Annotated in this window: 36 protein-coding genes; 17 read left to right on the top strand and 19 right to left on the bottom strand. The window is 60.5% G+C overall.

The window, feature by feature from the left end; genetic code table 11:
* Positions 1 to 2 precede the first annotated feature (2 nt).
* Positions 3 to 1,166 carry an O-antigen ligase family protein gene (locus tag P0M12_RS18785; protein ID WP_064443233.1) on the bottom strand — a complete coding sequence of 388 codons (1,164 nt, stop codon included), beginning with the start codon at positions 1,164 to 1,166 and terminating at the stop codon, positions 3 to 5.
* A gap of 348 nt (positions 1,167 to 1,514) precedes the next feature.
* Between P0M12_RS18785 and P0M12_RS18780 the strand changes: the two genes are divergently transcribed.
* Positions 1,515 to 1,838: a helix-turn-helix transcriptional regulator gene (locus P0M12_RS18780; RefSeq protein WP_223304618.1), complete on the top strand. Its 324-nt coding sequence runs from the start codon at positions 1,515 to 1,517 to the stop codon at positions 1,836 to 1,838.
* A 99-nt stretch (positions 1,839 to 1,937) separates the two neighbouring features.
* Here P0M12_RS18780 and P0M12_RS18775 read toward each other — a convergent pair whose 3' ends face one another.
* The 4 genes from P0M12_RS18775 to P0M12_RS18760 form a co-directional block, all read right to left on the bottom strand.
* Entirely contained in the window at positions 1,938 to 2,861 is a 924-nt protein-coding gene (locus P0M12_RS18775; RefSeq protein ID WP_058038947.1) for a UTP--glucose-1-phosphate uridylyltransferase, read from the bottom strand.
* Positions 2,862 to 3,433: 572 nt separating this feature from the next.
* Entirely contained in the window at positions 3,434 to 4,582 is a 1,149-nt protein-coding gene (locus tag P0M12_RS18770; RefSeq protein WP_054187559.1) for a cellulase family glycosylhydrolase, read from the bottom strand.
* A gap of 46 nt (positions 4,583 to 4,628) precedes the next feature.
* Entirely contained in the window at positions 4,629 to 6,362 is a 1,734-nt protein-coding gene (locus P0M12_RS18765; protein ID WP_003943618.1) for a glycosyltransferase family 39 protein, read from the bottom strand.
* Positions 6,359 to 8,320 (bottom strand): hypothetical protein, encoded by a 1,962-nt coding sequence (locus P0M12_RS18760; RefSeq protein WP_054187561.1) that lies wholly within the window; start codon positions 8,318 to 8,320, stop codon positions 6,359 to 6,361. Before P0M12_RS18760 ends, P0M12_RS18765 begins: the two co-directional genes overlap by 4 nt.
* Before the next feature lie 306 nt (positions 8,321 to 8,626).
* Between P0M12_RS18760 and P0M12_RS18755 the strand changes: the two genes are divergently transcribed.
* Positions 8,627 to 9,349: a hypothetical protein gene (locus P0M12_RS18755; RefSeq protein ID WP_003943634.1), complete on the top strand. Its 723-nt coding sequence runs from the start codon at positions 8,627 to 8,629 to the stop codon at positions 9,347 to 9,349.
* A 33-nt stretch (positions 9,350 to 9,382) separates the two neighbouring features.
* Here P0M12_RS18755 and P0M12_RS18750 read toward each other — a convergent pair whose 3' ends face one another.
* The 10 genes from P0M12_RS18750 to P0M12_RS18705 form a co-directional block, all read right to left on the bottom strand.
* Entirely contained in the window at positions 9,383 to 9,580 is a 198-nt protein-coding gene (locus P0M12_RS18750; RefSeq protein WP_007726588.1) for a CsbD family protein, read from the bottom strand.
* Positions 9,581 to 9,671: 91 nt separating this feature from the next.
* Complete coding sequence (locus tag P0M12_RS18745) at positions 9,672 to 9,935, bottom strand: GlsB/YeaQ/YmgE family stress response membrane protein (RefSeq protein ID WP_007726586.1); 264 nt, start codon at positions 9,933 to 9,935, stop codon at positions 9,672 to 9,674.
* Positions 9,936 to 10,154: 219 nt separating this feature from the next.
* On the bottom strand, positions 10,155 to 10,277 hold the full coding sequence (locus tag P0M12_RS18740; protein WP_256520448.1) for a hypothetical protein: 123 nt from the start codon (positions 10,275 to 10,277) through the stop codon (positions 10,155 to 10,157).
* A 64-nt stretch (positions 10,278 to 10,341) separates the two neighbouring features.
* Positions 10,342 to 10,926, bottom strand: coding sequence for a hypothetical protein (locus P0M12_RS18735; protein WP_158170311.1), 585 nt, complete (start codon positions 10,924 to 10,926; stop codon positions 10,342 to 10,344).
* Positions 10,923 to 11,492: a DUF6286 domain-containing protein gene (locus P0M12_RS18730; protein ID WP_158170312.1), complete on the bottom strand. Its 570-nt coding sequence runs from the start codon at positions 11,490 to 11,492 to the stop codon at positions 10,923 to 10,925. Before P0M12_RS18730 ends, P0M12_RS18735 begins: the two co-directional genes overlap by 4 nt.
* The gene (locus tag P0M12_RS18725) at positions 11,489 to 11,881 is read right to left on the bottom strand and encodes an Asp23/Gls24 family envelope stress response protein (RefSeq protein ID WP_158170313.1); all 393 of its coding nucleotides are present in this window, start codon (positions 11,879 to 11,881) and stop codon (positions 11,489 to 11,491) included. Before P0M12_RS18725 ends, P0M12_RS18730 begins: the two co-directional genes overlap by 4 nt.
* Positions 11,874 to 12,053, bottom strand: a complete 180-nt coding sequence (locus P0M12_RS18720; protein ID WP_003943629.1) for a hypothetical protein — start codon at positions 12,051 to 12,053, stop codon at positions 11,874 to 11,876. Before P0M12_RS18720 ends, P0M12_RS18725 begins: the two co-directional genes overlap by 8 nt.
* Before the next feature lie 38 nt (positions 12,054 to 12,091).
* Complete coding sequence (locus P0M12_RS18715) at positions 12,092 to 12,280, bottom strand: hypothetical protein (protein WP_007726577.1); 189 nt, start codon at positions 12,278 to 12,280, stop codon at positions 12,092 to 12,094.
* Positions 12,281 to 12,350: 70 nt separating this feature from the next.
* Positions 12,351 to 12,635 carry a hypothetical protein gene (locus P0M12_RS18710; protein WP_042452304.1) on the bottom strand — a complete coding sequence of 95 codons (285 nt, stop codon included), beginning with the start codon at positions 12,633 to 12,635 and terminating at the stop codon, positions 12,351 to 12,353.
* A complete protein-coding gene (locus P0M12_RS18705) occupies positions 12,632 to 13,096 on the bottom strand; it encodes an Asp23/Gls24 family envelope stress response protein (RefSeq protein ID WP_003943699.1) in 465 nt (154 codons plus the stop codon). The genes P0M12_RS18710 and P0M12_RS18705 overlap by 4 nt, the downstream gene beginning before the upstream one ends.
* Positions 13,097 to 13,282: 186 nt before the next feature.
* Here P0M12_RS18705 and P0M12_RS18700 point away from each other — a divergent pair, with 186 nt between their 5' ends.
* Positions 13,283 to 13,861: an RNA polymerase sigma factor gene (locus tag P0M12_RS18700; protein WP_007726571.1), complete on the top strand. Its 579-nt coding sequence runs from the start codon at positions 13,283 to 13,285 to the stop codon at positions 13,859 to 13,861.
* Positions 13,858 to 14,349 carry a hypothetical protein gene (locus P0M12_RS18695; protein ID WP_207624484.1) on the top strand — a complete coding sequence of 164 codons (492 nt, stop codon included), beginning with the start codon at positions 13,858 to 13,860 and terminating at the stop codon, positions 14,347 to 14,349. Before P0M12_RS18700 ends, P0M12_RS18695 begins: the two co-directional genes overlap by 4 nt.
* A 220-nt stretch (positions 14,350 to 14,569) precedes the next feature.
* On the opposite strand, the gene P0M12_RS18690 is transcribed toward P0M12_RS18695, so the two are convergent.
* Positions 14,570 to 14,818 (bottom strand): hypothetical protein, encoded by a 249-nt coding sequence (locus P0M12_RS18690; protein WP_007726566.1) that lies wholly within the window; start codon positions 14,816 to 14,818, stop codon positions 14,570 to 14,572.
* Between the two features lie 167 nt (positions 14,819 to 14,985).
* Here P0M12_RS18690 and P0M12_RS18685 point away from each other — a divergent pair, with 167 nt between their 5' ends.
* From P0M12_RS18685 to P0M12_RS18670, 4 genes are all read left to right on the top strand, one after another.
* Positions 14,986 to 15,174: a PI-type proteinase gene (locus tag P0M12_RS18685; RefSeq protein ID WP_233272367.1), complete on the top strand. Its 189-nt coding sequence runs from the start codon at positions 14,986 to 14,988 to the stop codon at positions 15,172 to 15,174.
* A 258-nt stretch (positions 15,175 to 15,432) separates the two neighbouring features.
* Positions 15,433 to 15,852, top strand: coding sequence for an STAS domain-containing protein (locus P0M12_RS18680; RefSeq protein ID WP_007726563.1), 420 nt, complete (start codon positions 15,433 to 15,435; stop codon positions 15,850 to 15,852).
* Complete coding sequence (locus P0M12_RS18675; protein WP_158170314.1) at positions 15,849 to 17,336, top strand: trehalose-6-phosphate synthase; 1,488 nt, start codon at positions 15,849 to 15,851, stop codon at positions 17,334 to 17,336. The genes P0M12_RS18680 and P0M12_RS18675 overlap by 4 nt, the downstream gene beginning before the upstream one ends.
* A gap of 136 nt (positions 17,337 to 17,472) precedes the next feature.
* Positions 17,473 to 17,850: a hypothetical protein gene (locus tag P0M12_RS18670; RefSeq protein WP_007726560.1), complete on the top strand. Its 378-nt coding sequence runs from the start codon at positions 17,473 to 17,475 to the stop codon at positions 17,848 to 17,850.
* 24 nt (positions 17,851 to 17,874) lie between these two features.
* Here the strand turns inward: P0M12_RS18670 and P0M12_RS18665 are convergent, their stop codons facing one another.
* A complete protein-coding gene (locus P0M12_RS18665) occupies positions 17,875 to 18,177 on the bottom strand; it encodes a MerR family transcriptional regulator (RefSeq protein WP_003943719.1) in 303 nt (100 codons plus the stop codon).
* Between the two features lie 358 nt (positions 18,178 to 18,535).
* Between P0M12_RS18665 and P0M12_RS18660 the strand changes: the two genes are divergently transcribed.
* The 5 genes from P0M12_RS18660 (at position 18,536) to P0M12_RS18640 (ending at position 20,755) form a co-directional block, all read left to right on the top strand.
* Entirely contained in the window at positions 18,536 to 18,694 is a 159-nt protein-coding gene (locus tag P0M12_RS18660) for a hypothetical protein (RefSeq protein WP_003943664.1), read from the top strand.
* Between the two features lie 84 nt (positions 18,695 to 18,778).
* Positions 18,779 to 19,324 carry a DNA starvation/stationary phase protection protein gene (locus tag P0M12_RS18655; protein ID WP_003943731.1) on the top strand — a complete coding sequence of 182 codons (546 nt, stop codon included), beginning with the start codon at positions 18,779 to 18,781 and terminating at the stop codon, positions 19,322 to 19,324.
* Entirely contained in the window at positions 19,305 to 19,532 is a 228-nt protein-coding gene (locus P0M12_RS18650; protein WP_007726557.1) for a hypothetical protein, read from the top strand. The genes P0M12_RS18655 and P0M12_RS18650 overlap by 20 nt, the downstream gene beginning before the upstream one ends.
* 48 nt (positions 19,533 to 19,580) lie before the next feature.
* Positions 19,581 to 20,252 (top strand): ANTAR domain-containing protein, encoded by a 672-nt coding sequence (locus P0M12_RS18645; RefSeq protein ID WP_007726556.1) that lies wholly within the window; start codon positions 19,581 to 19,583, stop codon positions 20,250 to 20,252.
* Positions 20,253 to 20,437: 185 nt separating this feature from the next.
* Positions 20,438 to 20,755 carry a WhiB family transcriptional regulator gene (locus P0M12_RS18640; protein ID WP_003943622.1) on the top strand — a complete coding sequence of 106 codons (318 nt, stop codon included), beginning with the start codon at positions 20,438 to 20,440 and terminating at the stop codon, positions 20,753 to 20,755.
* A gap of 9 nt (positions 20,756 to 20,764) precedes the next feature.
* On the opposite strand, the gene P0M12_RS18635 is transcribed toward P0M12_RS18640, so the two are convergent.
* Entirely contained in the window at positions 20,765 to 21,202 is a 438-nt protein-coding gene (locus P0M12_RS18635; protein ID WP_199267500.1) for a hypothetical protein, read from the bottom strand.
* Positions 21,203 to 21,439: 237 nt separating this feature from the next.
* Here P0M12_RS18635 and P0M12_RS18630 point away from each other — a divergent pair, with 237 nt between their 5' ends.
* Positions 21,440 to 21,874, top strand: coding sequence for an anti-sigma factor (locus P0M12_RS18630; protein ID WP_003943620.1), 435 nt, complete (start codon positions 21,440 to 21,442; stop codon positions 21,872 to 21,874).
* Positions 21,875 to 21,933: 59 nt separating this feature from the next.
* Positions 21,934 to 22,653: a SigB/SigF/SigG family RNA polymerase sigma factor gene (locus tag P0M12_RS18625; RefSeq protein WP_223304625.1), complete on the top strand. Its 720-nt coding sequence runs from the start codon at positions 21,934 to 21,936 to the stop codon at positions 22,651 to 22,653.
* A 16-nt stretch (positions 22,654 to 22,669) separates the two neighbouring features.
* On the opposite strand, the gene P0M12_RS18620 is transcribed toward P0M12_RS18625, so the two are convergent.
* Positions 22,670 to 22,918, bottom strand: coding sequence for a hypothetical protein (locus tag P0M12_RS18620; RefSeq protein ID WP_003943680.1), 249 nt, complete (start codon positions 22,916 to 22,918; stop codon positions 22,670 to 22,672).
* Positions 22,919 to 23,248: 330 nt separating this feature from the next.
* Between P0M12_RS18620 and P0M12_RS18615 the strand changes: the two genes are divergently transcribed.
* The gene (locus P0M12_RS18615; protein ID WP_054187566.1) at positions 23,249 to 23,686 is read left to right on the top strand and encodes an STAS domain-containing protein; all 438 of its coding nucleotides are present in this window, start codon (positions 23,249 to 23,251) and stop codon (positions 23,684 to 23,686) included.
* 86 nt (positions 23,687 to 23,772) lie between these two features.
* A complete protein-coding gene (locus tag P0M12_RS18610; protein WP_003943713.1) occupies positions 23,773 to 24,750 on the top strand; it encodes a YhjD/YihY/BrkB family envelope integrity protein in 978 nt (325 codons plus the stop codon).
* The last annotated feature ends 201 nt before the right edge of the window (positions 24,751 to 24,951 follow it).

Here is a 24,951-nt window from a genome sequence, read left to right as displayed (position 1 = left end):
GATCAACTCTTGTTGCGCGGGTGAGCTTTGAAGCTTGCGGTCCGATCACTGCCGGCCGAAAGACATGCAAACGCGAGTACGACCGGTAGCCAGTAGTACGCCTGCTCGAAAAATGCCGAGGTCAGTGCGAATGTCATCATCGCGACCAGCACGCCGGCCGCGGCGGCGTTCTTGCCGGACTTCATCGATCTGAACGCAACCAATGCCGTCGCGCAGATGATGAGTCCCACAGCCAGGGCAAGCACCACCCCGCCTTGGTACCAAGACCGTAGAAACACATTGTGGACGACTGTGACGTTGTCGAACGAGGCCGCATTGGCAGCGTTCAGACCCACCCCGGACAGCGGATGCGCGCGAATAGCATCCCAAGCGAATCCGTAAGTGTCGTTACGGATCTCGAGTGTGCTGACGGCTTTGGTCTGCCCTGTGACCTGAAGGTATCGATCGGCCGGCGTCTCCAGGTGCTTTCCGAACTCGGTGTAGGTGATTGCGACCCAGAAGAGAACAGAGGCGCCGACAAAACTCTTGACGATGGTGGTGATCTTCACTCGCGAAGAAATCGCCACGACGATCAATCCGATCGCGCATGCCGACAACGAACTCAAACTACCGGTTGCCAGCAGTCCCACCGCGTTCACAATCGATATCAGCACCAGAACGACCCGATTTCCTACCTTTCGCACTGCAGCCCCCAGGCACAGAATCAGCGCAAGTGAGGACATGATGCCCAGAACGTTCGGGTGACCTGCCAGACCTGGAGCACGACCGTTCACAACACCGAAACCGAAGACGGATGAACCGGCCAATTGGATAGCGGCGGCCAGAGCAGAAACCGATTGGCTTGCTATGAACGCAATGCATACACGCCTGACAAAACCCGGATCACGCCGGACATTGGCGACCATCACAAATATTCCGAGCCCGAGAACTATGAAAAGTTGGATTCCAACATAAAGATTTCCGCCGATATCATTGCCACGCGTCGCTGTTACCGTTGCGACGAGAGCGGCGTAGCCGGCGGTCAACCAGACGCCGACAAACTGCGGCCGAGCAACTCGTCCCAGCGCTACTGACGCCACGATGACCGCAAGCACTGCCATCGCCCACAACTGCGTGACGGCGCCGGGCAACGAGCGGTATATCGGAACTGCGATCGCGATCGCCATCCACACAGCGGTAGTCGGCGACAAAGGAATTCTGCCTGTTCGCCCTGCCGTCGAAGCGGCATCATTCCGAAGACCTTGAGGTCTGACTTGACTCGGCGTTGTCATTGAGTTCCTGCTTCCGACAATCGAATTTTTTGCATTTCACCCTCGATTTCACCCTTCGCCGACGCCGGGCTGAATAATCCCCGCTCAGCGCAGAAGTCATCCTCTGTCGGCAACGTCGCGTAACTGCAAATAAGCGAATCGTCGACGCAAAACTTTGCCACGACATGGCAGATATCCAATTGTCCTCGACTCGTGGCCGAAAGGAAGTGGCATATACGTCTCGGCTCAGGCAATATGACCGCTATGAGTGGTTTCTCCGCATGGGTCGAGAATCAACTGGAACTTCGCTCGTTCGGCGACATCCAGGAAGCTGCGCGTGCGCTGAAGATTCGACCTTCCGAGCTGAGTCGATGGCTGTCGGCTAAACGCCCTCCCACGCAGGACACGATGCGGACGGCATGTCAGGTCTTCGACGCTCCGATCATGGAGGTCCTCGTAGCCGCCGGTTATCTGACCTCTGAGGAAGCGGAGCCGGGGATGACTCCACCGTCGATCGTCGCGACGATTTCGACACAGTCCCTGGTGGACGAACTCACCCGACGCGGTATCGACCGACAAAGTGAATGAATCCGGGCTACCGACATTCACATACGCGCTAGCCGAACATGGTGCAGATTCTCGTGCACCAAAACATATTTCGACCTCAGCTGTCATGGACGGCATTATTCAGTACGTCAACTGCGGATCCGGCTGATCCAATCGTTCCTTCAGCCAGACTCGCAACTCCGGTCCGTACTCGGTGCGACTGAGCGCATGGTCGAGAGATGCTCGCAGAAAGCCTCCCGGGTTACCAAGATCGTGGCGGGTTCCGTGATGGACGACGACGTGAACCGGATGCCCCTCCGCGATCAACAGCGCTATCGCATCCGTCAGTTGTAGTTCGCCACCCTGCCCGGGTGAGATTCGTCTGAGCGCGTCGAACACGGCGCGATCGAGAAGGTATCGTCCGGCCGCGGCGAGAGTGGACGGAGCATCCTCAGGAGCCGGCTTCTCGACCATGCCGACGACGGCAAGTACATCGGGATCGCTGCCCTCCACAGGTGTTTGGACGTCGAATACTCCGTAGGCCCCAACACGATCGGGCGCGACGTCGAACGCGCACAGCACAGAACCACCACGCTCGACACGTACCTTCGCCATCGCGTCGAGAATGCCGCAGGGGTGGACCAGATCGTCGGGAAGCAGCACCGCGAACGAGTCCTCGTCCGCATCCAGCACCGATTCGACCAGACCGACAGCGTGTCCCAATCCCAGCGGAGACTCTTGCACAACCGGCTCCACCGAGATCAGGCCCGGGGCCCGACGCACACGCTCGAGTAGATGGTGCTTCCCGCTGGCGGCGAGCTTGCCCTCGAGCACCAGGTCCTCGACGAAATGCCCGACGACCGATGCCTTGCCCGGCGCAGTGACAATTACCAGACGTTCCGCGCCTGCTTGCGCCGCTTCGCTTGCGACCAGCTCGATCCCGGGTGTATCGACCACGGGGAGCAACTCTTTCGGAACCGTCTTGGTGGCCGGGAGGAAACGAGTCCCCATCCCGGCAGCCGGCACCACAGCAGTCTTGAAAGGCCGTTCAGCGCACCCAGTCATCGTTCACCTCTCCGCTCACACGATGCTCCACACACTTACCGTTACGCGCATGCAGCGGTCGTCCCCTCATTTCGACGACCGAAAGCTCACATCGCATGTACAGCCTGCGCACAAGGTCTACCGGGCGGCCGATGCCGCCGCAAGTTGACTCGAACTCGGAATTCGTTGCGCGCGAGAGCTACACACCACCCCTCGATGTCACTTCCACGAGGGGCACGCCGCACTCCGCGCACTACCCGTTACCGCGGCGAACGGTTGTGATCGTATTTCGACGTTGACCACGGCGGGACGTAGCAACTGGCCAAAGAGACAGGTACGACACAACTTCCGAACTCAGCACCTCAACCGGACCGTCCCCAGCCGACCCGGACGAAGGTCCTGGAAGCGTCGCATCGATGGTCCCGTGCGACTTCACCCGTCTTCAAGTTCGGTTATCCACAGGTGAATGCCACTGAATACCATTGAATACGAACGAAATACGGTCATCACGCCACAACACCAGATTCAGGTTGTTATCAAATCGTGACCATACTCCCACTGGATGGAACTCCCAGTGGACTACTAGCAGTGTCCTAACTTGCCAGTGAAGCAATCACGTCGAAGAGTGGATCGTCAGGCCCGATATCCATTGTGCATTCGTTCGGCCGTGGATCCGGCACGAATGCCCACAGGAGAGCTCCGGCCGTACCGGCCACCTTCTGCCCCGTCAGCTTCGTCTCGATATTCGTGGCTCTGGTCGCCAGTGATTCACAACTGCCTGCCAATTCGCCTGTCTCGGCGACCAACAACGGCTTCCCGACGTTCGCGGCCTGTTCGATGCGACGCGCCAGTCCGTTCCACTGGTCGCCCGGAAGCGGAACCCCGTCTGCTCCGTAGTCGTGATACTGCAGAACGTCGACGAAGTCGGACTCGCTCACGTACTGGTAGTCGTCACCCGCAGTGCCGCACTGACCGCCCCCGACGTATCCGGCCGTGATCAGGGTGTTCGGATCGATCGCCCGAAGTTCGGCGCCTGCCGTGTCGAAGAACTCCCGCAACACCTGCGCGGAATCAGACGGGCACGTTCTTGTCCACCAATTGCAGGCGGCATCGGTACACAGGCTCGGTTCCGGCTCCCCCACCAATTCCCACGCCGCGACGGAAGGCTCGTTCTTCCAACGGTCGACGGCGGTGTGCATCCAGTCCTGGAAGCTCATGGTGGCTCGACCTGGGATCAGGTTCGCGACCTTCCACTCGTCGGTGTACCAGTCCCTGGATTTGAACAGCCCGTCATCACACCCGCTGTCCTGGGGTGAGAGCACCGGAATCGTGAACTGATTGTGTCGCGCCGCAGCGTCGAACACCGCGTCCATCGGGCCGAAATCCATCTCCCCGGACACCTTGTTCACCGCGAGCGCCTGGAACGCGTTGAAACGCGTGACGGAGTTCGGTGGCAGAGAACCGAAGTAGGCATCGAGATCGACCATGGCGCCACAGCCGAAGTTCACCGACCAATCAGTGGCCAGTTGATAAGCATTCAGCCCGGTAGGCCACCATGGCTGTCCGTCGAGCGTCAGTCCGCTCGACGACGCTCCCACCCGAACCGTCTTGGGCGAATCGGCAACCACCGGCGTCGTGAACATTCCTGTCACCACCGCGACGGTTGCAAAGCTGACTACAGCGGCAGCGATACGGCGACGCACTGTGCCAGGCACACGCGGACGCACTTCTTCAGAAGACATCTACAACCATCCACGTCATACGGACAATCCTCCCACACGAATTGCCTCATCGACCCGTTTGCCGTTCACCGGTGACGCGATACAAACGCCAGGCCGAAGGGTCCATGCCGCCGTCGTTGGGAACCTCGAGTACCAGCGCTCCCACACCGCCGGCCCCGGTGTCGTACATCGTCGGATAGCGCCGATTGACCGCGTCCGACACACCGCGACCGGTGTTCGGCACCGACAGGATGTATTCGACGTGATGTTCGGCGGGGTTGTTCAGTACGCGCACGAAGTCCGCATCGGAAGGCACGACGAATTGCCGAGGGTTGTTCGACGACGCCACGACGGCATAGCTCTGCACGGTGTCGAGCAGAACCGACCCCTCCGGCAGAGCCAAGTCGTCCAGGTATCTGGCGATGCGACGCTCGGCCGCAAACGTGCGCAGATTCGTCTGCTCCTCCAGGTTCTGCCGGCCCGGAATGATCGCACTGGCAATGGAATGCTCGAGCACTGCGATCCGCGCATTACCCATCGCGACAAACGTGACCAGCGTCGACCCGACCAGCAAGCACAGAGAGATCACAAGGGGCAGAGAGGGTCCCGACTGCTCGGGGTACGTCGATACCGAGCGTGACGCAGCAGCCCCCGGTCGACGCGTGACGACCGGCGCTCCGCGAGGTGCGATCAGGACGACCAACACGAAACACAGCGGAATGATCGAAATGTAGAAGCGCAGAAGGGGAAACGTCGATCCCATCACGTAGAGCAAGGTTTGGGCACCGAGGATGGCGCCGAACAACACAAGAGGCACGACCACTTCGGTGTCGCGCCGCCGAAGTGCGTAGATGATTGCAAGGACCGCGAGCACCGGGAGCGCCGGGCCGAGTACGGCCATTTCGGTAATCGAGAACGCAAGACGGGCGATCGGTGAGTCGGTTCCGGCACCAGCCTGCTCCAGGATGGAACTGTTCCCGTAGACCGACGAGAACTGTTGGAACGCTTGACCTGTGATGAGCCAACTGGCAAACGACCACAAGGCGAAGGCAAGGAATCCCGGCATCAGCACTACGGCACCGTCGAGGGCTGCTGCCCAGAGCCGCAAGCCAGGCCCCGCGCCCTCGCCGCGCTCCTCAGCAGTCGGACGGAAACGAAGCCAACTCACCACGGTCACCAGCACCACCGCGACGAACAGCGGGGCCAATGCGTCGTATCTGGTGAGGTACGCCAGAGCGAAAGCGAGGCCGGCACCGATGAGGTCGTGTACGTCGTCGCTTCGCATCCACCGAATCAATCGACGTGTCGCCCACAGAACGAAGAAGAGGAACGGAGCTTCGCTCATTCCGCTCGCCGCGTACATGACGATCATCGGGTTGACAGCGAACAGCACGGTCAGGACGACGGTGACCCATCGCGCACACCCACGGTCGCGGCTGATCCCACGTACCTGAATCACAGCACCAGCCATGAAGGCCGCGGACATCACGACCGCAGTGATGTTCCACCGCAGCAGATCCGGCCACCAATGACCCATCAGGCCCATCGGAATCTGGACTGCCGCCGTCAACGGGGTGAACACGAACCCGATCGCCGCGAAGTGCGGATCACGGCTGAGCAGCATCGCCGACACCGCGGCGACGCGGCTGAGCGAATCGGTGAAGATGAACCCGATACCCGCGTTCATCCACACGCCCAACGCGGTGTAGATCGCGAAGAGCGCGACGAACATCCGCCATGGCTTGCGGCCCGGTAGATCGTGGACCGCGACGGACAGGGCCGGGCGATCGGTGACGGTCACTGTCCGCGACGCCGAGCCACGAGCACACCACCGACGGCAACAGCGATCAGAACCACGGTCCCGAATCCGATCCAGCCGATCGTGACCGCGCTCAGTCCGGTCTCCTCTTCGGCCGAGGTCGCGGTGCCCAACGGGGCGACGTTGACTCCGACATCGAAGGGCTCACTTCCTCGAGGCGCGACCAGGAGATCGCCGGTCAGTTCTGCGAACCGGTCCTTCCCACCTTCCAACCAGTTGAGCAGACCGTCGGCATCGGCCGCATCACCCTCAGAGGTCAGCGCCACCACTTCGTTGTGCGAACCCGAAACCACCTGCAAGGCACCGTATTGTCCACCGAATTCCAGACCCTGCAAGCGCAGGAGCCCTTGATCTGCTGTGTCCATGGGTAGAGCCACCGGAGTGGGAAGCTTCCCGTCCGCCGCGATCAACAACGCCGGCAGCGAACTGGTCGCCGCGTCGCCGAACGGGAGCACACGCGGTTGCAGCGGCAGATAGCTCAACCGCTGCATCGCCACAACGAGGCGCTGCGCGCGAACGAGATCTGCGAAATCACCGTGACTCAAACCGACATCGAGTGTGGGCAGCATCGACTGCGGTAATGCCTGGAATCCTCCAGGCGTCGGCGGGAATCCGGTAGTGGACGTGATGGTGCTTGCCGGATCGACAGTGAGCGAAGACGGGCTACTGGTGCCGCATTGGAAGTCGCCGGTCACATCCATCGAGACTTCGAAGGTCAGGTCGCGACGCAGGAGTTCGTTCGGAACATCGACGCCGATGTCGAAGCGCCCTGTCTCGTTCACCGTCTGCGAAGCAAGCCGTGAGTCCCCCAGCGAAATCGACAGTTCTCCGTTGCGTGAATTCGGCAGCGGTACATAGGAACCGATCATTCGGATCGACACGTCCTTCATCGGACGCCCCAGTTGCGACTGGCTGAACGGGACGTCGACCTCGATGTGATTGAGACCGGAAGCCGTCAACGTTCCGAGCTTCAGCTCACCGACGGTGATGGCGTCCTGGGAAATCTGGGCAACTGTGTTGTCCGGTGACGCGAGCGCCCTGCTCGCCGCCCAGTAGCCGTCGAAGTTCGCCGCCAACAGACTGACCTGAGGAACGAGGGTCTTGTCGTCCCCTGAAATTCGCAGCACTGGTGCACCATTCGGAGCAGCCGCGAGATCGATGCCGGCGTCCCCACTGTTGCCGAGTACTACAGCTCTCTCGAACAGTCCCGGCTCAGCGGACGGCAGACTCTGGCCGTTCGGCAGTTGTTCCACCACCACGGCGTCAGGCTGACTTCCGTACTTGTTGACAATCGCTGCACTCAGCTGCAGAGCCGCACTCTGCTGTGACCGTGACGAACCATCCGTGACGTAGATGGTTGCCTTCCTCAAAATCGGCGGAAAGAAGGTTGCAACAGTCGTGGGCTGCTGCTCGGCACCGTCGTAGGCGACAAAGGCATCCCGGAGCGCAAGGGGCTGGTATCTCGTTCGGTCGTAGCAGCGGTCGTCGACGGGAACGAGGTGAGCGATCATCGACACGGTCACGCTCCGGTCGACCACTTCGAGACCTTGCAACGGAACCGAAATCGGTAGGCCGGTTCCGGCCTGCCCGGCGTCGAAGTCGACGCGGCTCACCAATCTGCCGTCCGCAGTCACTTCGAGCCAACCCCTACTGAAGTCGGTCGGGGCGGTCAGGATTCCGGTCACGGCTGTTGCGGTGAGTCCGTCCGGCACCGGCACGGTCACCAAGACGGGTGCGTCATCGGAGGAGAACACGATGTCTGTTCCTCGTCCGAGTTCGGTGAAGGAGATCGGAGTTGTGGCTGCGGCGGCCACCGAAGTATCTGCGTCGTCCTCGAAATCCTGGGCGGAGGCGACACTGCCGAGCGGAAGCAACAAAGTGACCGCGACAGCCACCGGCATTGCCAGCGCGCGCGTCAGCCAGGTTCGAGAGTGGCCCATCAGCGTGTCTCCTCGACATTTCTTGTTTCCGCGCAATCACCAAACACAAATCACGAGTAGCAATCTCGCCAGTTCGCGACGGTCGCAGGTCCGATCGCACCGTTACGGACAAACAAACCATAACGACCAATTTATGCGTTTGGCTAATTATCCCGGCGGGCGAGACTTTTGTTACGGCATGTCACATGATTAGCAATCACCACCACTGGGAAGTCGAAAGACGCCACTGAAAAGCCCGTCAATACGCCTGAACGTCCGTCCAGTCCGGGCGCTTCACGGGCGGAGAATTCTCAGATAAAGGAAGCTGTGACGATCAATTCGATCATCCCCGCCGGCAAGAGTGCGATCGGGAAGCTGGTCGGTGCGCCGTTCCACTTCGCATCATCGCTGCGCATGGCCAGGGTTTTTCACCCTCACGGGATCGAGCTGAAGGGAACATTGAAGCCGGCCACCCCATGGTGGCCGGTATCGGAGTCGTCGACGATTACCGTCACCGCTCGAATGTCGAAAGCCCTCGGAACACCCGGAGACCTACCCGACGTACTCGGCCTGGCGCTTCGGTTGCACGATGTCGGCGCAGATGAAAACCCGTGGGACATTCTTCTCGCAACATCAGGACTTTCTACCTTCTCGAAAATGTTTCCAGCTCCGGCTTTCTCGTGGAACGGCGCGAGATACAGCACACTGGTTCCTTACTCACGCGCGGGCGGTGCCGCGGCGTGGCTGATCGTGACACCGCGCGGTGTCCATCCGGCCGGCACTTCTTTGTCTGCATTGAAAGCTGCGGTCGATCATTCCCCGCTGCACTTCTCCGTGTACCTCGCGAGAATTCAACTTCAGTTGATACCGATCGGGCATCTCTGTCTCGACGAAGTCGAGGACCACCCGGATTGCCTCCAGCCGTCCTTCGATCCGATTCTGAACACACCGGCCCACATGCGCATGCTTCCGGAGTGGCTCGCAGAAACGCGCAAGTTCGCGTATCGCGGTAGCCGCAACGGCCGGGGAGGCACACAAAAGCGCGGTTGACCGGACGTGCCGATCAACCGCGCTGAAGCTCACTCAGCTTGTGAACTTGTCCTTGATATCCGAGACCTTGTCACTGACAGTGTCTCCGGCCTTCTTGACCTTCGCCTCGCCCTGATCGGCAACACCCTCGGCAGCCAGATCATCGTTGCCCGTGGCGTTTCCGAACTTTTCCTTCGCCTCGCCGATGAGATCCTCAGCGCGGTGCTTTGCCTTGTCGATGAAGTCAGACATGTATTTCTCCTTCTTGGGTTCGGCCGTGGGATTCGGCCGTGGGATTCGGCCGTGGATTCAGTCGAACTCGAACTGCGTGGACAAATGCGTGTCAGCGTTTTCCGGTGACTGCCTTGACCAGGAACAGCAAGATGACAGCGCCGAGGAGGCAAGTGAGGAAGCTGAAGATCCAGCCCGCGCCCTCGACATCGACGCCGAAGACTCGAAGCAGGAAACCACCGATCAGACCGCCGATGATACCGACAACGATGTTGAGGAAGATCCCTTGCTGCGCATCGGTTTTCATGATCTTGCTGCCGATCCAACCCGCTAGTCCACCGATGATGATCCAGGCGATGATTCCGAGTGAGAGCATTGTGACTCCTTGAGGTAAGGGACGGCGCAATGAGAGACTGCCGGTGAAGGGAGAGTTCCGAGCGATCGGCCCGCGCAACTAGACCGTGATCGCGGGTTGTGTTTGCACACAACCGGACTCTCCGCCGCACGACGCGGGGGATCGTGCACTCAGTAGCAGCCACATTGTCTGCTTACCTTTCTATCAGGTGTTCACGACAGAACCAAAATGACTGGCGATTCACCACATACGAGAAACGACACTCACCGACGCGCACATGATCAGCGTCACTACGATCGCGATCGCCATCGAGGTCACGGTCGCAAGGAGCAACGTGACACACAGTGCCACAGCAACATCCATGACTCTGTGCACGATCGGGAGGTCTACCAATACCCGGTCACCGGGAGGCTCAAACCTCGATTGATCAGAGAGTTCTCGGCTCATCGTGTTTCGCGCTTTCCACGGCGATGTGAGTTCTGGTCGCGATGGATGGATCACCGACCACCGCAGCGACTTGATCCCCCGTGTCGGTGACGCGAGAAATCAGCTCGGACAACGTTTCCGATCCGGATACGACGCTACGTCTCAATGTCACTCGCAAATCGATCGTGCGAACTCCACGATCGAGCAACGCTTTTCCTCGGACACGCGACACTTCGTCGAAGTCCTCCAGTGATGCGCTCGCCCCTTCCGCCACCGCACCCAGATCCGCGGTGATGGAATTGTGTGAGTTCGACCCATGGACGGCGATCTCCTTCACCCGACGCAGCGGCACATGCGCGATCAACCACCGCAACGCGAGGAGGACTAGCAGTACTCCCCCAGCTCCGACAGCCCATGGCCACCACGAGTGATCGACAAGATCTTCAGCCCACGGGATCTCGATACGCGCCGGGAAATCCTTGATCACGTCGCGATTCCACAGGATCGCTGCAACTCCCACCGCTATCGCGAGCATCCCCACGACGCATGTCGCCACGCGATCCATCGCCGTCGCCGTCCGAGTCATGACAGCGATCCCGTCTGGATACGAACCTTGATTCGCGGCGATGGTGACAGCGACCCGGCCAAGTCCCCCAGCACCGCACGGATTTCCGATTCAGCGGTGGCGGCTCCATCGGGCGTGACCGAGGCCTTCACTTCCAGCTTGCGCCGGGTCGCGTGTGACGAAGCGGATCGAACCTGGGCCAGTGACTCGACGCGAACAGACGCTATCGCCGCTACATCGACGGGATCGATCCACGTATTCGCGACTCCGACCAAGGCATTGGCAGTCTTTCGTCGCGGTTCGAGTCCGAGGATGACGAACCACAGGCCGAGAACGACGGCTGCGATCCCCGCCGGCAACATCCAACCCTGGTACGCGAGCCCGTCCACATATGCGGCAGCACTTGGTATCCACTGCGACCCGGTGATCACGCCGGTATCCACCAGCGCGTCGCGGACGCCGACCACGCCGAGCGCAAGTAGCGCCGCGGCGATGAGGAATCCCGTGACGGCCGATCCGGGCGCCGCAAGGGGAACAGGAGCAGCAGCCCTCGAGGCAGTGGGTGGTGCGACCTTGTCGGCGGTCATCGCACTTTCCTTCCCGCGTCACGCGTGGTCGATGCCGGGAGAACGCTCACGATCGCCACGTCCACGCCGTCTACGTCCAGGCCCGATACAGACTGCAACTGGGTTGTCACGTTCTCTCGCACCGCTGTACCGATGACCGACAAGGATCCGGGCCACTCGATCGCGATGTCCACCTTGGCCCGTACCCGCTTGCCGGATACCAGCACTCGCGCCCTCGGCAGTTCACGCCCGGTCAGTTTGTCCATGCCGCCGGCGTGATGACGCACCCCCGGGGTCCCGCGCATCGCCTCGAGAACCAACTTCTGCGCGACTCTGTCTCGAATCGTCAGCGTTCCACGATCGCCCGGCTCGGCAAGCACAGACGACTCCGGTCGAGCTGTCTCAGCCACGTCCGCGACCCTTCAGCATCACACCGAGATCGAACTCGCCGTCACGCTGACCACCGACGAGGTATCCGATCACACCGAGAACCAGAGCGATGAGGAATCCGGTGAAACCGCCTGCAGCAGCTGCGACTCCGAGAAGTAGTCCTGCCAGTAGGCCGACAGTCGAGGTGGTCATGTGAATCCTCCGTTGTGGATGATGTTCGTTGGTGCGAGTCAGATCTCGGTGTAGGTCTTGGCACCCGGAAACCGAGCGCGCAAACGCGTGTACTGGGTCCGAGCGGGTTTCGCTATCTGCCGCATCGTGCCGCGCAGTGTCCTGCGCACACCCACACCGATCGGGGACGCGAAGTCCCGGTCGACGCGTTCGAGCGCTCGATTGAGCGCGTCGGCAGATCCGCCCACGTCGGGGTGGTAGCTCCTGATCGCCTCTCGGCGTGCGGATCGTCGATCGGGAACTGAACCCCGAGAGTGCTCAGGCATCGTGCGCACGACCGACTACGTCTTCCACGGTCACGTTCACGGGGCCTGTAACGAGTCCTGAAACCGCTTGGCGGATACGTAAAGCCGTGTCTCGAACGGCGGCGTCGGCGAAGATGCACACATGGATGTCTGTCGACGACTCCGTCACCCGCACGCCGACGACGCGGCGACCGGGGAGGTACGTGCCAACCTCGCCGAACATTCCGGCATGAAGCGAGGCGACCCCAGGTATCCCCGTCACAGCCGCCGCGATGGTGTCGGCGATTTCGGAACTCACTGCACCCGTGCAGTCTTGGGCTCGCCGGTTTCGTCGTCACTGCCCTCGTCGAGGTGAACGTCGTGAACCGTGATGTTCACCTCGGTCACCTCGAGTCCGGTCATCCGTTCGAGCGCCGCAATGACGTTGCGGCGAATGCCGGTGGCCAGATCGGCGAGCGATACGCCGTACTCGGCCACGATGTCGATGTCGACCGCTGCCTGCTTTTCGCCGACCTCGACCGATACTCCCTGGGAGTGGTTGACACTCGCGCCGGGGATCCGCTCGCGCAGTGCCCCGACAACCCGCGACGCTCCGCCGCCGACGTCGTACACGCCGCTCACCTCTCGCGTAGCGATGCCGGCAATCTTCGAGACAACGGTGTCGGCGATCGACGTCTTTCCTTGCGAACTCACGAGAGCCGAGTCGTTCGATGATGCAACATCCTTCGTAGATGCTGTCGCAACCTGCGTGCTGACCATTGTCATCTCCTCCTGTTGATCGATCTACCTGTGTAGTCGTCACTCGAAGGCAAAACCGAATGCCCCAGTCAGGTGACGTGCATCACTGACACTTGTTAGTTACTGTCCGTAACATTCAACGCCCCGGCCGGGCGAACAATCTTCGAACGCAGCCGAGTTTTCCGCATTTCCGCGAGAGGAGCGACTGTGGCGTTACCGCATACACAGGGGCTCACCGAAGCACCTGACGGTTTGGACACCGCGACAGTGAACGCTGCGATACTCGGCGACCGAGAAGCATTCGAGTCACTGGTGCACTACTACGGACCTGCACTTCACCGCTATGCGCGTCGCATGCTCGCAGACGAAGGTGACATTCTCGAGGTAGTCCAGGACACCTTCGTGGCCGCCTGGCGTCGACTCGATTCGTTTCGTGGCGAATCGTCGATGCGAACATGGCTTTTCGCGATCTGTTCCCGAAAGATCGTGGACAGCTATCGAATCAAGAGAGCTCAACCGATCGACGACAGATTGCTCGATCCTCTCGTGCCGTCTCCCGAGGCCGGCCCGTTCGACACGACCTCGAACTCCGCGTTCCTCGAGGCACTGGAAGAAGCGTTGGGTGAACTGCCTTATCGCCAGCGTGCGGCATGGACGCTGCGAGAGGTGGAGATGCTCACGTTCGTTCAAATCGGCAAGATTCTAAGACTCACCCCGGATGCGGTGCGCGGGCATCACCATCGTGCACGGGCTAACCTGAGTGAACGAATGACGAGGTGGCGATGACTGAATCACGAACCGACGCATTGATGGCGCACGCATCCGACGTCCTGCGGAACGCTCCCGAGCCGGGCTGGGATCGAATCAGCGACAAGGTGATCCGGGCGCTACGGTCGACCTCGGCGTCCGGTTGGCCGCTCGACGCACACGCGTCGGAAGGTCCACGTCTAGGCACTGTGTCGGTGAGCGATCACGTACTCCGCACCCACTTGGCCGCCGAGATACGTTCTCGGCACCACTGCTCGCCGAGCAGCATCGAGTTCTTCGTCGACGGCCACGAAATACGTTCACTACGTATCGAACTGGCAGCGCCATACGGAGTGGATCTGGCCGAACTGTCGGACCGGGTTCGGTTCACCGTCGTGGACGTCGTTCACCTGATCCTCGGCGACACGGACCCACCGGTCTCTGCAGAGAGCATCCACGTCGCCGTAGTCGACATCGTCGATGATCTACCTGCCGAAGCGAACACCAAAAGCCACTCCGAACACTAGGTGTTTGTTCGGCAAGTGTTTGGGAACCCGGCACTCATGACCACTCCCCCACCACCGGATCCGGGCCCCGCCCCCGACCCGGGGCCGCCGACACCACCGGCGCCGACACCACCCGATCCGATGAATCCGCCGCCCGTGCCACCGACTCCGACGCCACCGAACCCGTACCCTCCGGATCCGATCCCGCAGATCTGACGTCGGCTGCCCCGAACTTCGGAGTTCAACCGCCGAGTTCGGCGATCATCTCGCTCAACGATTCTGCGGCGATACGTAGTTCACCTTCGTCGGGATTGTCGGGTGAGGACGGTAGACGTTCGGCCAACTGCTCGCGAGTGACAAGCGAGATACCCTCGAGACCGAACCCTTCTTCATCGGGGACGTAGATCTCGATCTCGCCCCCGACCGCTACCAGTTCCGAATGGGGGCCACTGCCCAGCAGTGCACGCAGGTGTTCGGTCGTCACGGTCATATGGTTCACGTGAAATCTCCTGCTTCGGTGACAGCTGACTTTGCCGGTATGGACTCGACGTGACGCACTGGCTCGACGTGACGCACTACCCCCTACTGAGTACCCCTCGCGGGTGAGCAGGAAACGACAAGTACATGAACAACGACTTCCCGAAGGAAACGCGCACCATGAGTGAACAGAATTCCACCGACCGCACGGATCAGACGGACGAGCCGCAGACCACCGGCACCGACCACGGTCCGGGAACCGGCTCCGACTCCGCACCCAAGGACGTTCAGACCGATCCGTCGGGCGAACGTACGTGGGCCGACGAGGGCGGAGCCTCGAGCACCGGCCCGGCGACTGACACCGACTGATCCCGGAAGGTCTAAACCTCGGGACCAAGGTCCCGTGGGCCGACGCTCACGGGACCTTGAAATCCGTACGGATCTAACGCTTTTCACCTGGGTTTTCGCGATGCGGTAAGGTAGGCACTCAGCACGGTTGAGTACCCAGCCGTTGAAGACGAGCACGGTTCGTGCGTTGCTTCCCGTGCCGTTTCCCGGTTTCGAACGAAACCGTTTCGAACCAGACCGTTCGAACGAACCGTTTCGAGCAATCCGTCAGGAGTTTCGATGAACGAGTTTTCGAGAACTACAGATGAGCGTACGGACAGTCCCCCCACCTTCACGACGACCTGTGCCGAAAACATTCAGTCGCTCGTGGTCAGCGGCGAGATCGACGTCCGGTCCCGAGCTGATTTCGCTGCCTGCGTCGACGACCTGATCGGTGAGCGACACCCGTTCGTACTCGACTGCTCGGACGTCCAGTTCATCTCCGTCGGAGGTCTTTCCATCATCGAGACTCTGTCGGCCAAGGCACGGAGGCTCGGCGTGCCGTGGACGCTCGTCGCAGCGCACCCTGTCAGGCGTCCGCTGTCTCTTCTGAAGATGGACACCGACATCGTGTACACCGACTCGACAGCCGATGCAGTCGCGTACCTGTCCTCGACCTCCGTCCTGGACGAGACCCTGGCGGAGCCGATGTCGGCGTGAGTACCGATCTCGAAAAGCTCTCCGAATTCGTCGTCGTCGCAAACCGACTGCCGGTCGATCTCGAAACCGACGAAGACGGAAGCAAGAACTGGAAGCGAAGTCCGGGTGGGCTCGTCACTGCGCTCGAACCCATCCTGCGACAGCGGGATGGCGCCTGGGTCGGCTGGCCGGGGGTCGCGGACGAGAAGGTCGATCCGATAGTGGTTGACGGCCTTCGTCTGTTTCCCGTCGAGCTGACCTCTCAGGACCTCGCCGAGTACTACGAGGGGTTCTCCAACGACACGTTGTGGCCGCTCTACCACGACGTTCTGGTGGCTCCGACGTTCGAGCGGTCGTGGTGGCACACCTACGTCGCAGTCAACCAGCGGTTCGCCGAGGAAACCGCGCGTTGCGCCGCGGACGGAGCGACTGTCTGGGTGCAGGACTATCAGTTGCAACTTGTGCCGGCGATGCTGCGCGAGCTGCGGCCAGATCTGACGATCGGGTTCTTTCTTCATATCCCGTTCCCTCCGGTCGAGCTCTTCATGCAGCTTCCGTGGCGCAAGGAGATCGTCAGGGGAATGCTGGGCGCCGATCTGATCGGCTTCCACTTACCTGGTGGCGCAAACAATTTCCTGTTCTTGGCCCGCAAACTTCTCGGCCTCAAGACGACGACCGCGGGCGTCGGTGTTCGAAGTGCGCTCGGGCATGTGGATTTCGATTCTCGCGTCGTCAAGGTGGGCGCCTTTCCCATCTCCGTCGATTCTGCCGAACTCGAGCGCCAGTCGAAAAGCGATTCGGTCCTGCGTCGCGCGCGCGAATTGAAGGAAGAGCTGGGAAATCCCGAGAAAATCTTGCTGGGAGTCGACCGGCTGGACTACACCAAGGGTATCGACCTGCGGCTTCAAGCCTTGAAGGAACTCCTCGACGAGGATCGTCTGGATCCGGAGAAGTACACGATGGTGCAGCTCGCGACACCCAGTCGTGAACGCGTGCAGCACTATATCGACCTGCGTAGCGTCATCGAAGAGCAGGTGGGCCGCATCAACGGTGACCACAGTCAGATCGGCCGCCCCGTCGTTCACTACCTGTATCAGCCGGTCGACCGTGAAGAACTGATCGCACTGTTCGTCGCTGCCGACGTCATGCTCGTGACGCCGATGCGCGACGGGATGAATCTGGTGGCCAAGGAGTACGTGGCCTGTCGTGGCGACCTCGGAGGTGCTCTCGTTCTCAGCGAGTTCACCGGTGCCGCAATGGAATTACGACAGTCATACCTGGTCAACCCGCACGATTTGGACGGCGTGAAGAATACGATCCTGACCGCGGTTCATCAGGATCCGAAGGAAGGCCGTCGCCGTATGGCTGCGCTGCATCGACAGGTCATGACACACGATGTGCATCAGTGGGCCGAGTCGTTCCTGACTGCGCTTGCCCCACCCGGACCGCTTCCGGACGATCAGTTCGTCATGGAGCGTGAGTCGAACTTTGCGCGCAACAACTGACCCTCACGGGCTTGCGTCAGTGCGCTCGGAGACTCGAGCTAGGATTGGTTTCAGTTCATCGTCAAGCAGCGGCTGCGAACTGATCTCCTCGACATAGCCGTGCAATGCTGCATCGGCCCAGAAAGACAGGCCGACCATGCCCCTCACGATGAAGTACTCCGAAACCTACAACGACGCTCTCATTGCGCTCGCTGCCGCTACTCATCGGCCGGCCAACGTGGTGAACCTGTTCGGCGAGTACGCCATTCGTGTTGACCTCGAATACAACCGGTTCCTTCTGGCGACCAATACCGCGGCTGGACTCTCCGATCGACCCGACAACGGAGAATCATGGCTGGTGCGGTTCTTCCAATCCGAGAACACCGACACTCCGGATCGCCTCCTCGCGGAGGCGTCGCATCAATGGTTGGTCGATGCGTTGGACGCCGCGCTCGAACAGATCGCAGCGGCAGGGAACAAGATCTCCGCCGACGCGGACTTCGGCGACCCTACCCGCACCGAAACTCCATCCTGAACGGCATCGTCTCGAGCAGCACCACTAGTCACCCTCGGCGGTCAACTGGCTGATTCGAGCCGCTAAGACCGCATTCTCGGCTTCGAGGGACAGAATCAGGCGAATACCGACGAGATTGACTCCGTCGTCGATCAGCGCGGTGATTCGTCCGAGCGTATCCAGGTCGGCCTCGCTGTACCGGCGCGTACCGCCATCGGTGCGGGTTGGTGTGAGCAAGCCCCTTCGCTCGTAAAGGCGCAGCGTCTGAGGTCCTACCCCGGACAGTTCAGACATCACTGAGATCCCGTACACGCCGCGCAGCGCCCGGGTCTGGGATTCCGACGTCACTGGAACCTCCTAGTTCGGTGTGGGCTGTCTCAATCGGCGTCACCCGACCTTAGCACCATCACGCAGTGAATCTGACGCCCAGGACATAGATTCAAGCGTGTCCAGGACCACTGACAACAAGAATCGTCGAGCAGAAAAGGCGTGAAATGGCAGATCAAAGCCGATTTCGACAAGATTGCACAATGCGCTTTCCTTCGCCCGCGAATCGAAGTAGCCTTGCCAATTATCTACATCGGCTGATATAGATTTTGTAGCACCTGAAAGCGCCATAACTGGAGCTCGAAGGCGCAGAACACCCAGACGTCGGAGTCGGTGGTTCAGCCGACTCCCTCACGGCACACTCTTCACCGGGAGCAAGATGACGACGATCGACATCCCGCCCACACAGGGCGAGAGCACCACCGGCATCGGAATCACTGTCGCAAGTGCGACTTTGACAACCGAAGAGGTCAAGCGCCGAATCGCGATGATGTACGGCGACCCGGTGACAGAGGAGCCAGTAGCACTCGCGCACTGAACCTGACCGACACGCGATCCGATTGACGATGGCGCGAGACCGCCCCACTGGAGGGCGATCCCCATCAAGACGAGAGGAAAACATATGTCCGAGTTCACCGTACCGGGACTGAGCAGCGCAGACGGTTCGTCCGTCGCCGATATTCTGCAGGAACGCCTCAGCGCCTACAACGATCTTCACCTCACGCTCAAGCACGTTCACTGGAACGTCGTGGGCCCCAACTTCATCGGCGTGCACGAGATGATCGACCCCCAGGTGGAGTTGGTTCGCGGCTACGCCGACGATGTGGCCGAACGTATCGCGGCACTGGGTAACTCACCCAAGGGCACCGCGGGAGCAATCGAGCGCGATCGAACGTGGGACGACTACTCCGTCGGCCGCGACGACGCTCGTGCGCACCTCGCTGCGCTCGACCTCGTCTACACCGGGATCATCACCGACAGTCGCACCGCAATCGACAGTGTCGGCAAGATCGATCCGATCACCGAGGACATGTTGATCGGCCAGACGGCGCAGTTGGAAAAGTTCCAGTGGTTCGTTCGTGCTCACCTCGAGAACTCGGGTGGCAGCCTCGTACACGAAGGCGCGTCCACCGAGCAGGATGCCGCAAATGAGGCGCGTCAGAACTGATGCACCGTCCGCGGTTTCGGCCGATCGGGGGTCGGCCGAAACCGCACTCCCCACAACAGGAAAGGGCAAGAGCATGTCTGCGGACTCGCGCGGCACCTCGACACAAACACGTCGCGAGTATCAGATGTTCGTGTTGCAGCAGCGTTTGTTGTTCGGATCGATCCTGGCAGGCACCGCCCTTGGAGTTCTCGCGATCACCTACTTCTGAAATATCAGGGGCCGCAACCGTCGAAGACAGGACAGAAACGACACAATCATGAGTTCGAGCACTCTCCGCTCGATCGTTCGTAGCGATCGATTTGCGGCAAGCAGTTCTTCTCTTCTGCTCGTGGACAGCGATTTTCGTATCCAGGGCGCAAACGACGAATACCTTGCCGTATCCGGTCGCAGCCTCGATCAATTGCACCGAGTGGAAGTGTTCGAAGCCTTCCCCGACAATCCCGACGACTCGTTTGCCGATGGAATCTTCTCGTTGACAGCGTCATTCGAGCGCACGATGCGGTCCCGAACTCGGGACACACTGCCGACTCAGCGTTACGACGTGCGCGACGAGCGCGGGAGCGGGATGTTTGTCACCCGATATTGGAATACGGTGAATTCCGCCGTCACCGATGATGACGGCAGAGTCATCGGTGTGCTTCATCGTGTATACGAGGTTCAACGACCGCTGGCTCAGCAGTCCAGTTCGGCGTCAGACGTCCTCACCCGCCTTCGCGCGGAAAATGACGAACTGAGAAGAGCTTTGGATTCTCGGCCCTTGATCGAGCAGGCCAAGGGATTACTGATGGCCGAGCGTGAGTGCTCGGCCGACCAAGCCTTCGACTTTCTGGTCCAGATGTCGCAGGAATGGAACGTCAAGGTGCGCGACATCGCCGGTGGTCTTGTCGCCGCAGCAGAACGACGTGCCGTGGATCAAAAGAATTCCTGACGACCGGGATTCAAAAGTTGTACGGCTGGGTAATGACCGACCAGAGGTACCCCCGAAATCTTCCCCCTCGAGGGAGGAGCCTCGAAGGTCCCGCCGGTTCAGGCCGGCGGGACCGAGCTTTGCCTTAACACCCGACCTGGATCCGCGATCCGAGTCGAGTTCGTCACGCAGCGAAGGGAACGTCCATGTTCATGCGCTCCTACACATCTCCCAGGCCCCTTGCCGACGAGTGGGATTGGCAACTGTCCGGCACCTGCCGCGACACCGACCCCGCTCTGTTCTACGACGACACGAACGAGCGCGGCTCCAGGCGAGCGAAGCGCGAGAGTTCGGCGAAGCTGGTGTGCGCCAGATGCCCTGTCGTGCAGAGATGCCTGGTGCACGCCATCCAGACCGGGGAACCCCACGGTATCTGGGGCGGCATGACGGCGACCGAGCGAGAATCGTTGCGCAAAGCTCGAACTGAACCACTGATCAGTGCCGCGACGAGCTCACGAGAGTAGACAGGAACCTCAGGGCCTGGCCTCGTGGTGCCGCAAACCGTGCGTGCGGCGTCGCTCCTTCATCTCGGCTTCGAAGAGGTGCGGCACTCCGCCTGCCAGCTTGTCGCGCACCACTTTCTCGCATTCACGAAAAAACGACCAGTAGTTCTCGTCGAACTCTTCGACCAACTGGAAAGTCCAGCGCCCCTCGACCACGTTCCGGCCCATCAACTCGCCCTCGACCTGATCGGCCAGGTCGTCGTTGCCGCTGGATCGCAGTAGCTCGACGACCTCGTCGAGCATCAGATCGGCATGCCCTATCAGCTGATGGAAGTCGTACAGAGCACCGCGTGCCCGTTCCACCGTTTCAAGGGCGTTCGACAGCACTCCTGCCGCCTTCACCTCGCCATCAGTGACACCTTCCGGTCGTATGTGTACGGGGATCTGTCTGTCCGAATGGGTGTCCATGAAGCGGCTGTACCCGAACGACGCGAAAATGAAAGATGAGGATTCGGTACGTCCGCACCACAGGTGATGTGTCTCACAATTCATCCTCTAGTTCGGGTAAAGAGGGTTAGTTCGCCGGGCGAAGGGTAATCCAAGGCCATGAATACTTCCGGGGTAGAGATGGCTGGCACGCACGGCCGGTACCGGTCCTTGCCTCGGTCCGCCGGAATTACGCCACATCTACCTACAGGAAGCCCCTTGATCCCTCTGTCGAGTCCGACCGAAACCGAACTAACTCACGACTCCATCGCCTCGCTCCGCGTCCGCGCGTCGTACTCTCAACTTCCCACTCTGCGCGGAATCACCCGAACGGTTGCCAACAACACCGGACTCGATGTCGACGGAACAGCCGACCTTGCTCTGGCGATGGACGAAGTCGCGAGCATCCTCATCGGCCACGCGATACCGTCCAGCGACTTGACCTGCCGATTCGACACCGTCGGCCGCACACTTCGGACCGTCGTGTCCGTGATCGCGCACTCCGAGATACCCGACAAGTCGCACAGCTTCGGATGGTTCGTTCTCGAAGCGCTGGTCGATTCCGTCCGCTTGGAACAGTCGGAAATCGACGCGGACGGTCACATCACCCTGACGATGACGCTTGAAAAGGGCTTGCCCCAGGAGCGTGCGTGACCGCTGTCCCACCGGACAAGAAGGACCAGTACGAAACAGCTGTCGAACTGTTCGTCTCGATGGCCTCGCTTCCGCCGAATGATCCCAGCCGAGAAAAGATCACCACCTCGATCATCGAACTGTGCCTACCCCTGGCCACACACGTCGCTCGCCGGTACCAGGGGCGTGGCCAGCCTTTCGAGGACTTGGAGCAAGTTGCTCGCGTCGGGCTCATACAGGCCGTGCAGCGATTCGACGTCGACAAAGGATCGGATTTCCTGTCGTTCGCCGTCCCGACCGTCATGGGTGAGGTTCGCAAGCATTTTCGCGATCACGGCTGGTCCGTGCGAGTGCCTCGTAGCCTTCAGGAACGGCACCTTGCCCTCAACCGGGCGCTCACGACTTTGTCCCAGACGCTCGGCCGTGCACCGACAGTCGCGGAACTCGCCAAGGAACTCGACATCGAACCGGACGAGGTCGAACAAGGTTTGACCGCCGGTAATTCGTACCGAACCACACCGCTCGACACCGCGTCCGCCGGCGACGGGAGTGGTCTGACTCTGATAGACACTTTGGGACAGTACGACGAAGCGATCAGTCGGATCGACAATCACGAAACCCTGCGGCCCGCGCTCCTGGCACTACCGGAGCGCGAGCGCACGATCGTCGTTCTCAGATTCTTCGGCCATCTCACCCAATCCCAGATTGCCGAAAAGGTCGGCATCTCTCAGATGCATGTATCCAGAATCCTCACTCAGTCACTGAAGCAGCTACGCACCGAGATGGGTGAAATCTTCTGAAGGTACGTCTCGAGGATCAGATGTATTCCTGTGCAAGACGTTCCAGCTCGTCTCGATCGATGAGACCGGGCTGGCCGATGTCGAGGGCCTCGAGATACTTGTTGGCGAGGCGGTAATCGTGCCCCCACCGGCCGTGCTCGCCGTCCTGCTCGGTGCGCTGCACACTGGAACCGGGCGGAACCTCGTCCCGCAAACCGTTGGTCTCCGCGCCGATCAGTGTGTCGAGCTTGGTCGAGATGGCCGTGAGTGCATCGCGGTCGTTCATCTGATTCCCTTCGTCCGGTGACGCTGATCTTCCACCATACCGAAGCGTCGAGCCAAAAACATTGCACCGCTTAATATTCGACCTCTCACCTGGACCGATTCACGCCCTCGAGCTACACTGAACGGTACCGAGGTTGAGAATACAGCCGGGGTTGAAGCCACTGGCGCTCGGTTCGCATCAAGGCTCTGGATCAGGTGAGCATTTCCTGCGCACATCTGTACTGTTCATTTCCATTGAGCTCTAAAGCTTTCCACGCCTGGACGCATTAACTTTCCGCGCCGCCAGATCGGTCGTCAGCCTTTCGATGAAAGCACACAGACCGGATCTGCCATGAATCTGAATGAACTCGACCACACACCGATCGATTCCATCGATCCCTCAACACAATTGGGGCCGATCGTGGAAACGCATGGTTTCGCGGCCTGGCGGATAGCGCCCTCGACAGTCCTGATCCAGGTCGAGGTCGACCTCGACAAACTCTCCGCCCCAGCACTACGAGAACTTCTCAACTCGTACGCTGCGGAGTGGTCTCGCGTCATTCTGGACTTGTCCAACTCACTGTTCGTCGGTGCGGTCTGCCTCGAACTGTTCGCCGAGCTGAACTCCCGTTCGCGAGCCAACGACTTCCAGTGGGCCGCGATCGGGTCACACCCGCTTCGACGCTTGCTTCGCGCGGCGCGGGCGGAAGAGGAATTCCCGGTCACCAACTCTGTCGAGGGAGCAATGCGCGCGCTCGACGAAGCAGAGAAGTCACTCGAAGCCTCCTGACGCGACGGCTGCACCGGCGTCGAGCGCCGGGCGCTCGCAGCGACTAAGGTTCGTCGGGCTGTCCGACGAGCTGAGAGAGACCGAGAATGACAATCGCCAAGCGCCTCGATGCCTTGCAACAGAAGCATCCGGCCCTGGGGTTCCCGATAGCGGTCCTCTACAAGTTCCTCGACGATCAAGGTGTTTATCTAGCCGCGCTGATCGCTTACTACGGCTTCGTCTCGCTCTTTCCTCTTCTTCTGTTGCTCTCGACCATTCTCGGCTTCGTGCTGTCGGGCAACCCTGAGCTTCAGCAACAGATCTTGGACTCCGCGCTGCATCAGTTTCCGGTGATCGGTGACGACCTGGGCAATGCGCAACAGATCGGCGGCGGTGTCACGGGTCTGGTGATCGGAATCGTCGGTGGTCTCTACGGTGGCCTCGGTGTCGCTCTGGCTTGCCAGAACGCGATGAACACGGTGTGGTCGGTGCCCCGAAACATGCGACCGGATCCCATCCGCGGGCGTCTCCAAGGGCTACTACTCCTCGGCACGATCGGTCTCGCGATCTTGGGGACCACCGCTGTCTCCAACATCGGCGGTGCGCTTCATCTGGGCGGTTCGTTCAGCTTCCTGCTGACCCTTGCGGTAGTCGTCTTGAATGCGGGCATCTTCATCGTCGCTTTCCGGCTCACCTGCGCCCGCCCGCTCTCGGTAGCCGATGTGGCACCTGGAGCGATCGCCGCTGCTGTTCTCTGGCAAGCACTTCAGTCCTTCGGTGCCCTCTATGTGACCTCTGTGGTGCGGGGTGCCTCCACCACCAATGGCGTCTTTGCCATCGTTCTGGGTTTGTTGGCCTTCTTGTTCCTCGCTGCAGCCTCGATCGTCATGTGCGCGGAAATCAACGTCGTGCGAGTCGACAAACTCCATCCGCGGGCGTTGTTGGCTCCGTTCACCGACAACACCGAACTCATCGAAGGCGATCGGCGCACCTTCGCCGATCAAGCAAAAGCACAACGCGCGGTTCCCCACGAGAACATCCATGTGACGTTCGACGGGCACACCAAACCCGACGATTCGGACTGATCTCGACCCCGATCGAGTTGGGTATTTGGTCCCCTCCTCGGTATCGGGGTGGCATTCTGCGCCGCGAATCCAGATTTAACACAGGTGTTGTCATTTCGCGCTGCATCGAAGGGACGAATACATCACAGCAGGTAAACGCGCATAGTTGAACAATCACCTGCTTCCGACGTGGTCCCGGAACGGGACAAAGCCGTCAAATAC

The sequence above is a fragment of the Rhodococcus sp. RCBS9 genome (genome assembly GCF_029457415.1).
Lineage (GTDB): Bacteria > Actinomycetota > Actinomycetes > Mycobacteriales > Mycobacteriaceae > Rhodococcus_F > Rhodococcus_F qingshengii.
The sequence above is the reverse complement of the archived record's forward strand: the minus strand, read 5'-3'. Positions and strand labels throughout refer to the sequence as shown.

Excerpts from the sequence above, each read along its gene's own strand:
- P0M12_RS18785 (WP_064443233.1), bottom strand. The coding sequence starts at position 1,166 with ATGGCGATCGCGATCGCAGTTCCGATATACCGCTCGTTGCCCGGCGCC.
- P0M12_RS18780 (WP_223304618.1), top strand. The coding sequence starts at position 1,515 with ATGAGTGGTTTCTCCGCATGGGTCGAGAATCAACTGGAACTTCGCTCG.
- P0M12_RS18775 (WP_058038947.1), bottom strand. The coding sequence starts at position 2,861 with ATGACTGGGTGCGCTGAACGGCCTTTCAAGACTGCTGTGGTGCCGGCT.
- P0M12_RS18770 (WP_054187559.1), bottom strand. The coding sequence starts at position 4,582 with ATGTCTTCTGAAGAAGTGCGTCCGCGTGTGCCTGGCACAGTGCGTCGC.
- P0M12_RS18760 (WP_054187561.1), bottom strand. The coding sequence starts at position 8,320 with ATGGGCCACTCTCGAACCTGGCTGACGCGCGCGCTGGCAATGCCGGTG.
- P0M12_RS18750 (WP_007726588.1), bottom strand. The coding sequence starts at position 9,580 with ATGTCTGACTTCATCGACAAGGCAAAGCACCGCGCTGAGGATCTCATC.
- P0M12_RS18745 (WP_007726586.1), bottom strand. The coding sequence starts at position 9,935 with ATGCTCTCACTCGGAATCATCGCCTGGATCATCATCGGTGGACTAGCG.
- P0M12_RS18740 (WP_256520448.1), bottom strand. The coding sequence starts at position 10,277 with ATGGATGTTGCTGTGGCACTGTGTGTCACGTTGCTCCTTGCGACCGTG.
- P0M12_RS18735 (WP_158170311.1), bottom strand. The coding sequence starts at position 10,926 with ATGACTCGGACGGCGACGGCGATGGATCGCGTGGCGACATGCGTCGTG.
- P0M12_RS18730 (WP_158170312.1), bottom strand. The coding sequence starts at position 11,492 with ATGACCGCCGACAAGGTCGCACCACCCACTGCCTCGAGGGCTGCTGCT.
- P0M12_RS18720 (WP_003943629.1), bottom strand. The coding sequence starts at position 12,053 with ATGACCACCTCGACTGTCGGCCTACTGGCAGGACTACTTCTCGGAGTC.
- P0M12_RS18705 (WP_003943699.1), bottom strand. The coding sequence starts at position 13,096 with ATGGTCAGCACGCAGGTTGCGACAGCATCTACGAAGGATGTTGCATCA.
- P0M12_RS18695 (WP_207624484.1), top strand. The coding sequence starts at position 13,858 with ATGACTGAATCACGAACCGACGCATTGATGGCGCACGCATCCGACGTC.
- P0M12_RS18690 (WP_007726566.1), bottom strand. The coding sequence starts at position 14,818 with ATGACCGTGACGACCGAACACCTGCGTGCACTGCTGGGCAGTGGCCCC.
- P0M12_RS18685 (WP_233272367.1), top strand. The coding sequence starts at position 14,986 with ATGAGTGAACAGAATTCCACCGACCGCACGGATCAGACGGACGAGCCG.
- P0M12_RS18680 (WP_007726563.1), top strand. The coding sequence starts at position 15,433 with ATGAACGAGTTTTCGAGAACTACAGATGAGCGTACGGACAGTCCCCCC.
- P0M12_RS18670 (WP_007726560.1), top strand. The coding sequence starts at position 17,473 with ATGCCCCTCACGATGAAGTACTCCGAAACCTACAACGACGCTCTCATT.
- P0M12_RS18660 (WP_003943664.1), top strand. The coding sequence starts at position 18,536 with ATGACGACGATCGACATCCCGCCCACACAGGGCGAGAGCACCACCGGC.
- P0M12_RS18655 (WP_003943731.1), top strand. The coding sequence starts at position 18,779 with ATGTCCGAGTTCACCGTACCGGGACTGAGCAGCGCAGACGGTTCGTCC.
- P0M12_RS18650 (WP_007726557.1), top strand. The coding sequence starts at position 19,305 with ATGAGGCGCGTCAGAACTGATGCACCGTCCGCGGTTTCGGCCGATCGG.
- P0M12_RS18645 (WP_007726556.1), top strand. The coding sequence starts at position 19,581 with ATGAGTTCGAGCACTCTCCGCTCGATCGTTCGTAGCGATCGATTTGCG.
- P0M12_RS18640 (WP_003943622.1), top strand. The coding sequence starts at position 20,438 with ATGTTCATGCGCTCCTACACATCTCCCAGGCCCCTTGCCGACGAGTGG.
- P0M12_RS18635 (WP_199267500.1), bottom strand. The coding sequence starts at position 21,202 with ATGGACACCCATTCGGACAGACAGATCCCCGTACACATACGACCGGAA.
- P0M12_RS18625 (WP_223304625.1), top strand. The coding sequence starts at position 21,934 with ATGGCCTCGCTTCCGCCGAATGATCCCAGCCGAGAAAAGATCACCACC.
- P0M12_RS18620 (WP_003943680.1), bottom strand. The coding sequence starts at position 22,918 with ATGAACGACCGCGATGCACTCACGGCCATCTCGACCAAGCTCGACACA.
- P0M12_RS18615 (WP_054187566.1), top strand. The coding sequence starts at position 23,249 with ATGAATCTGAATGAACTCGACCACACACCGATCGATTCCATCGATCCC.
- P0M12_RS18610 (WP_003943713.1), top strand. The coding sequence starts at position 23,773 with ATGACAATCGCCAAGCGCCTCGATGCCTTGCAACAGAAGCATCCGGCC.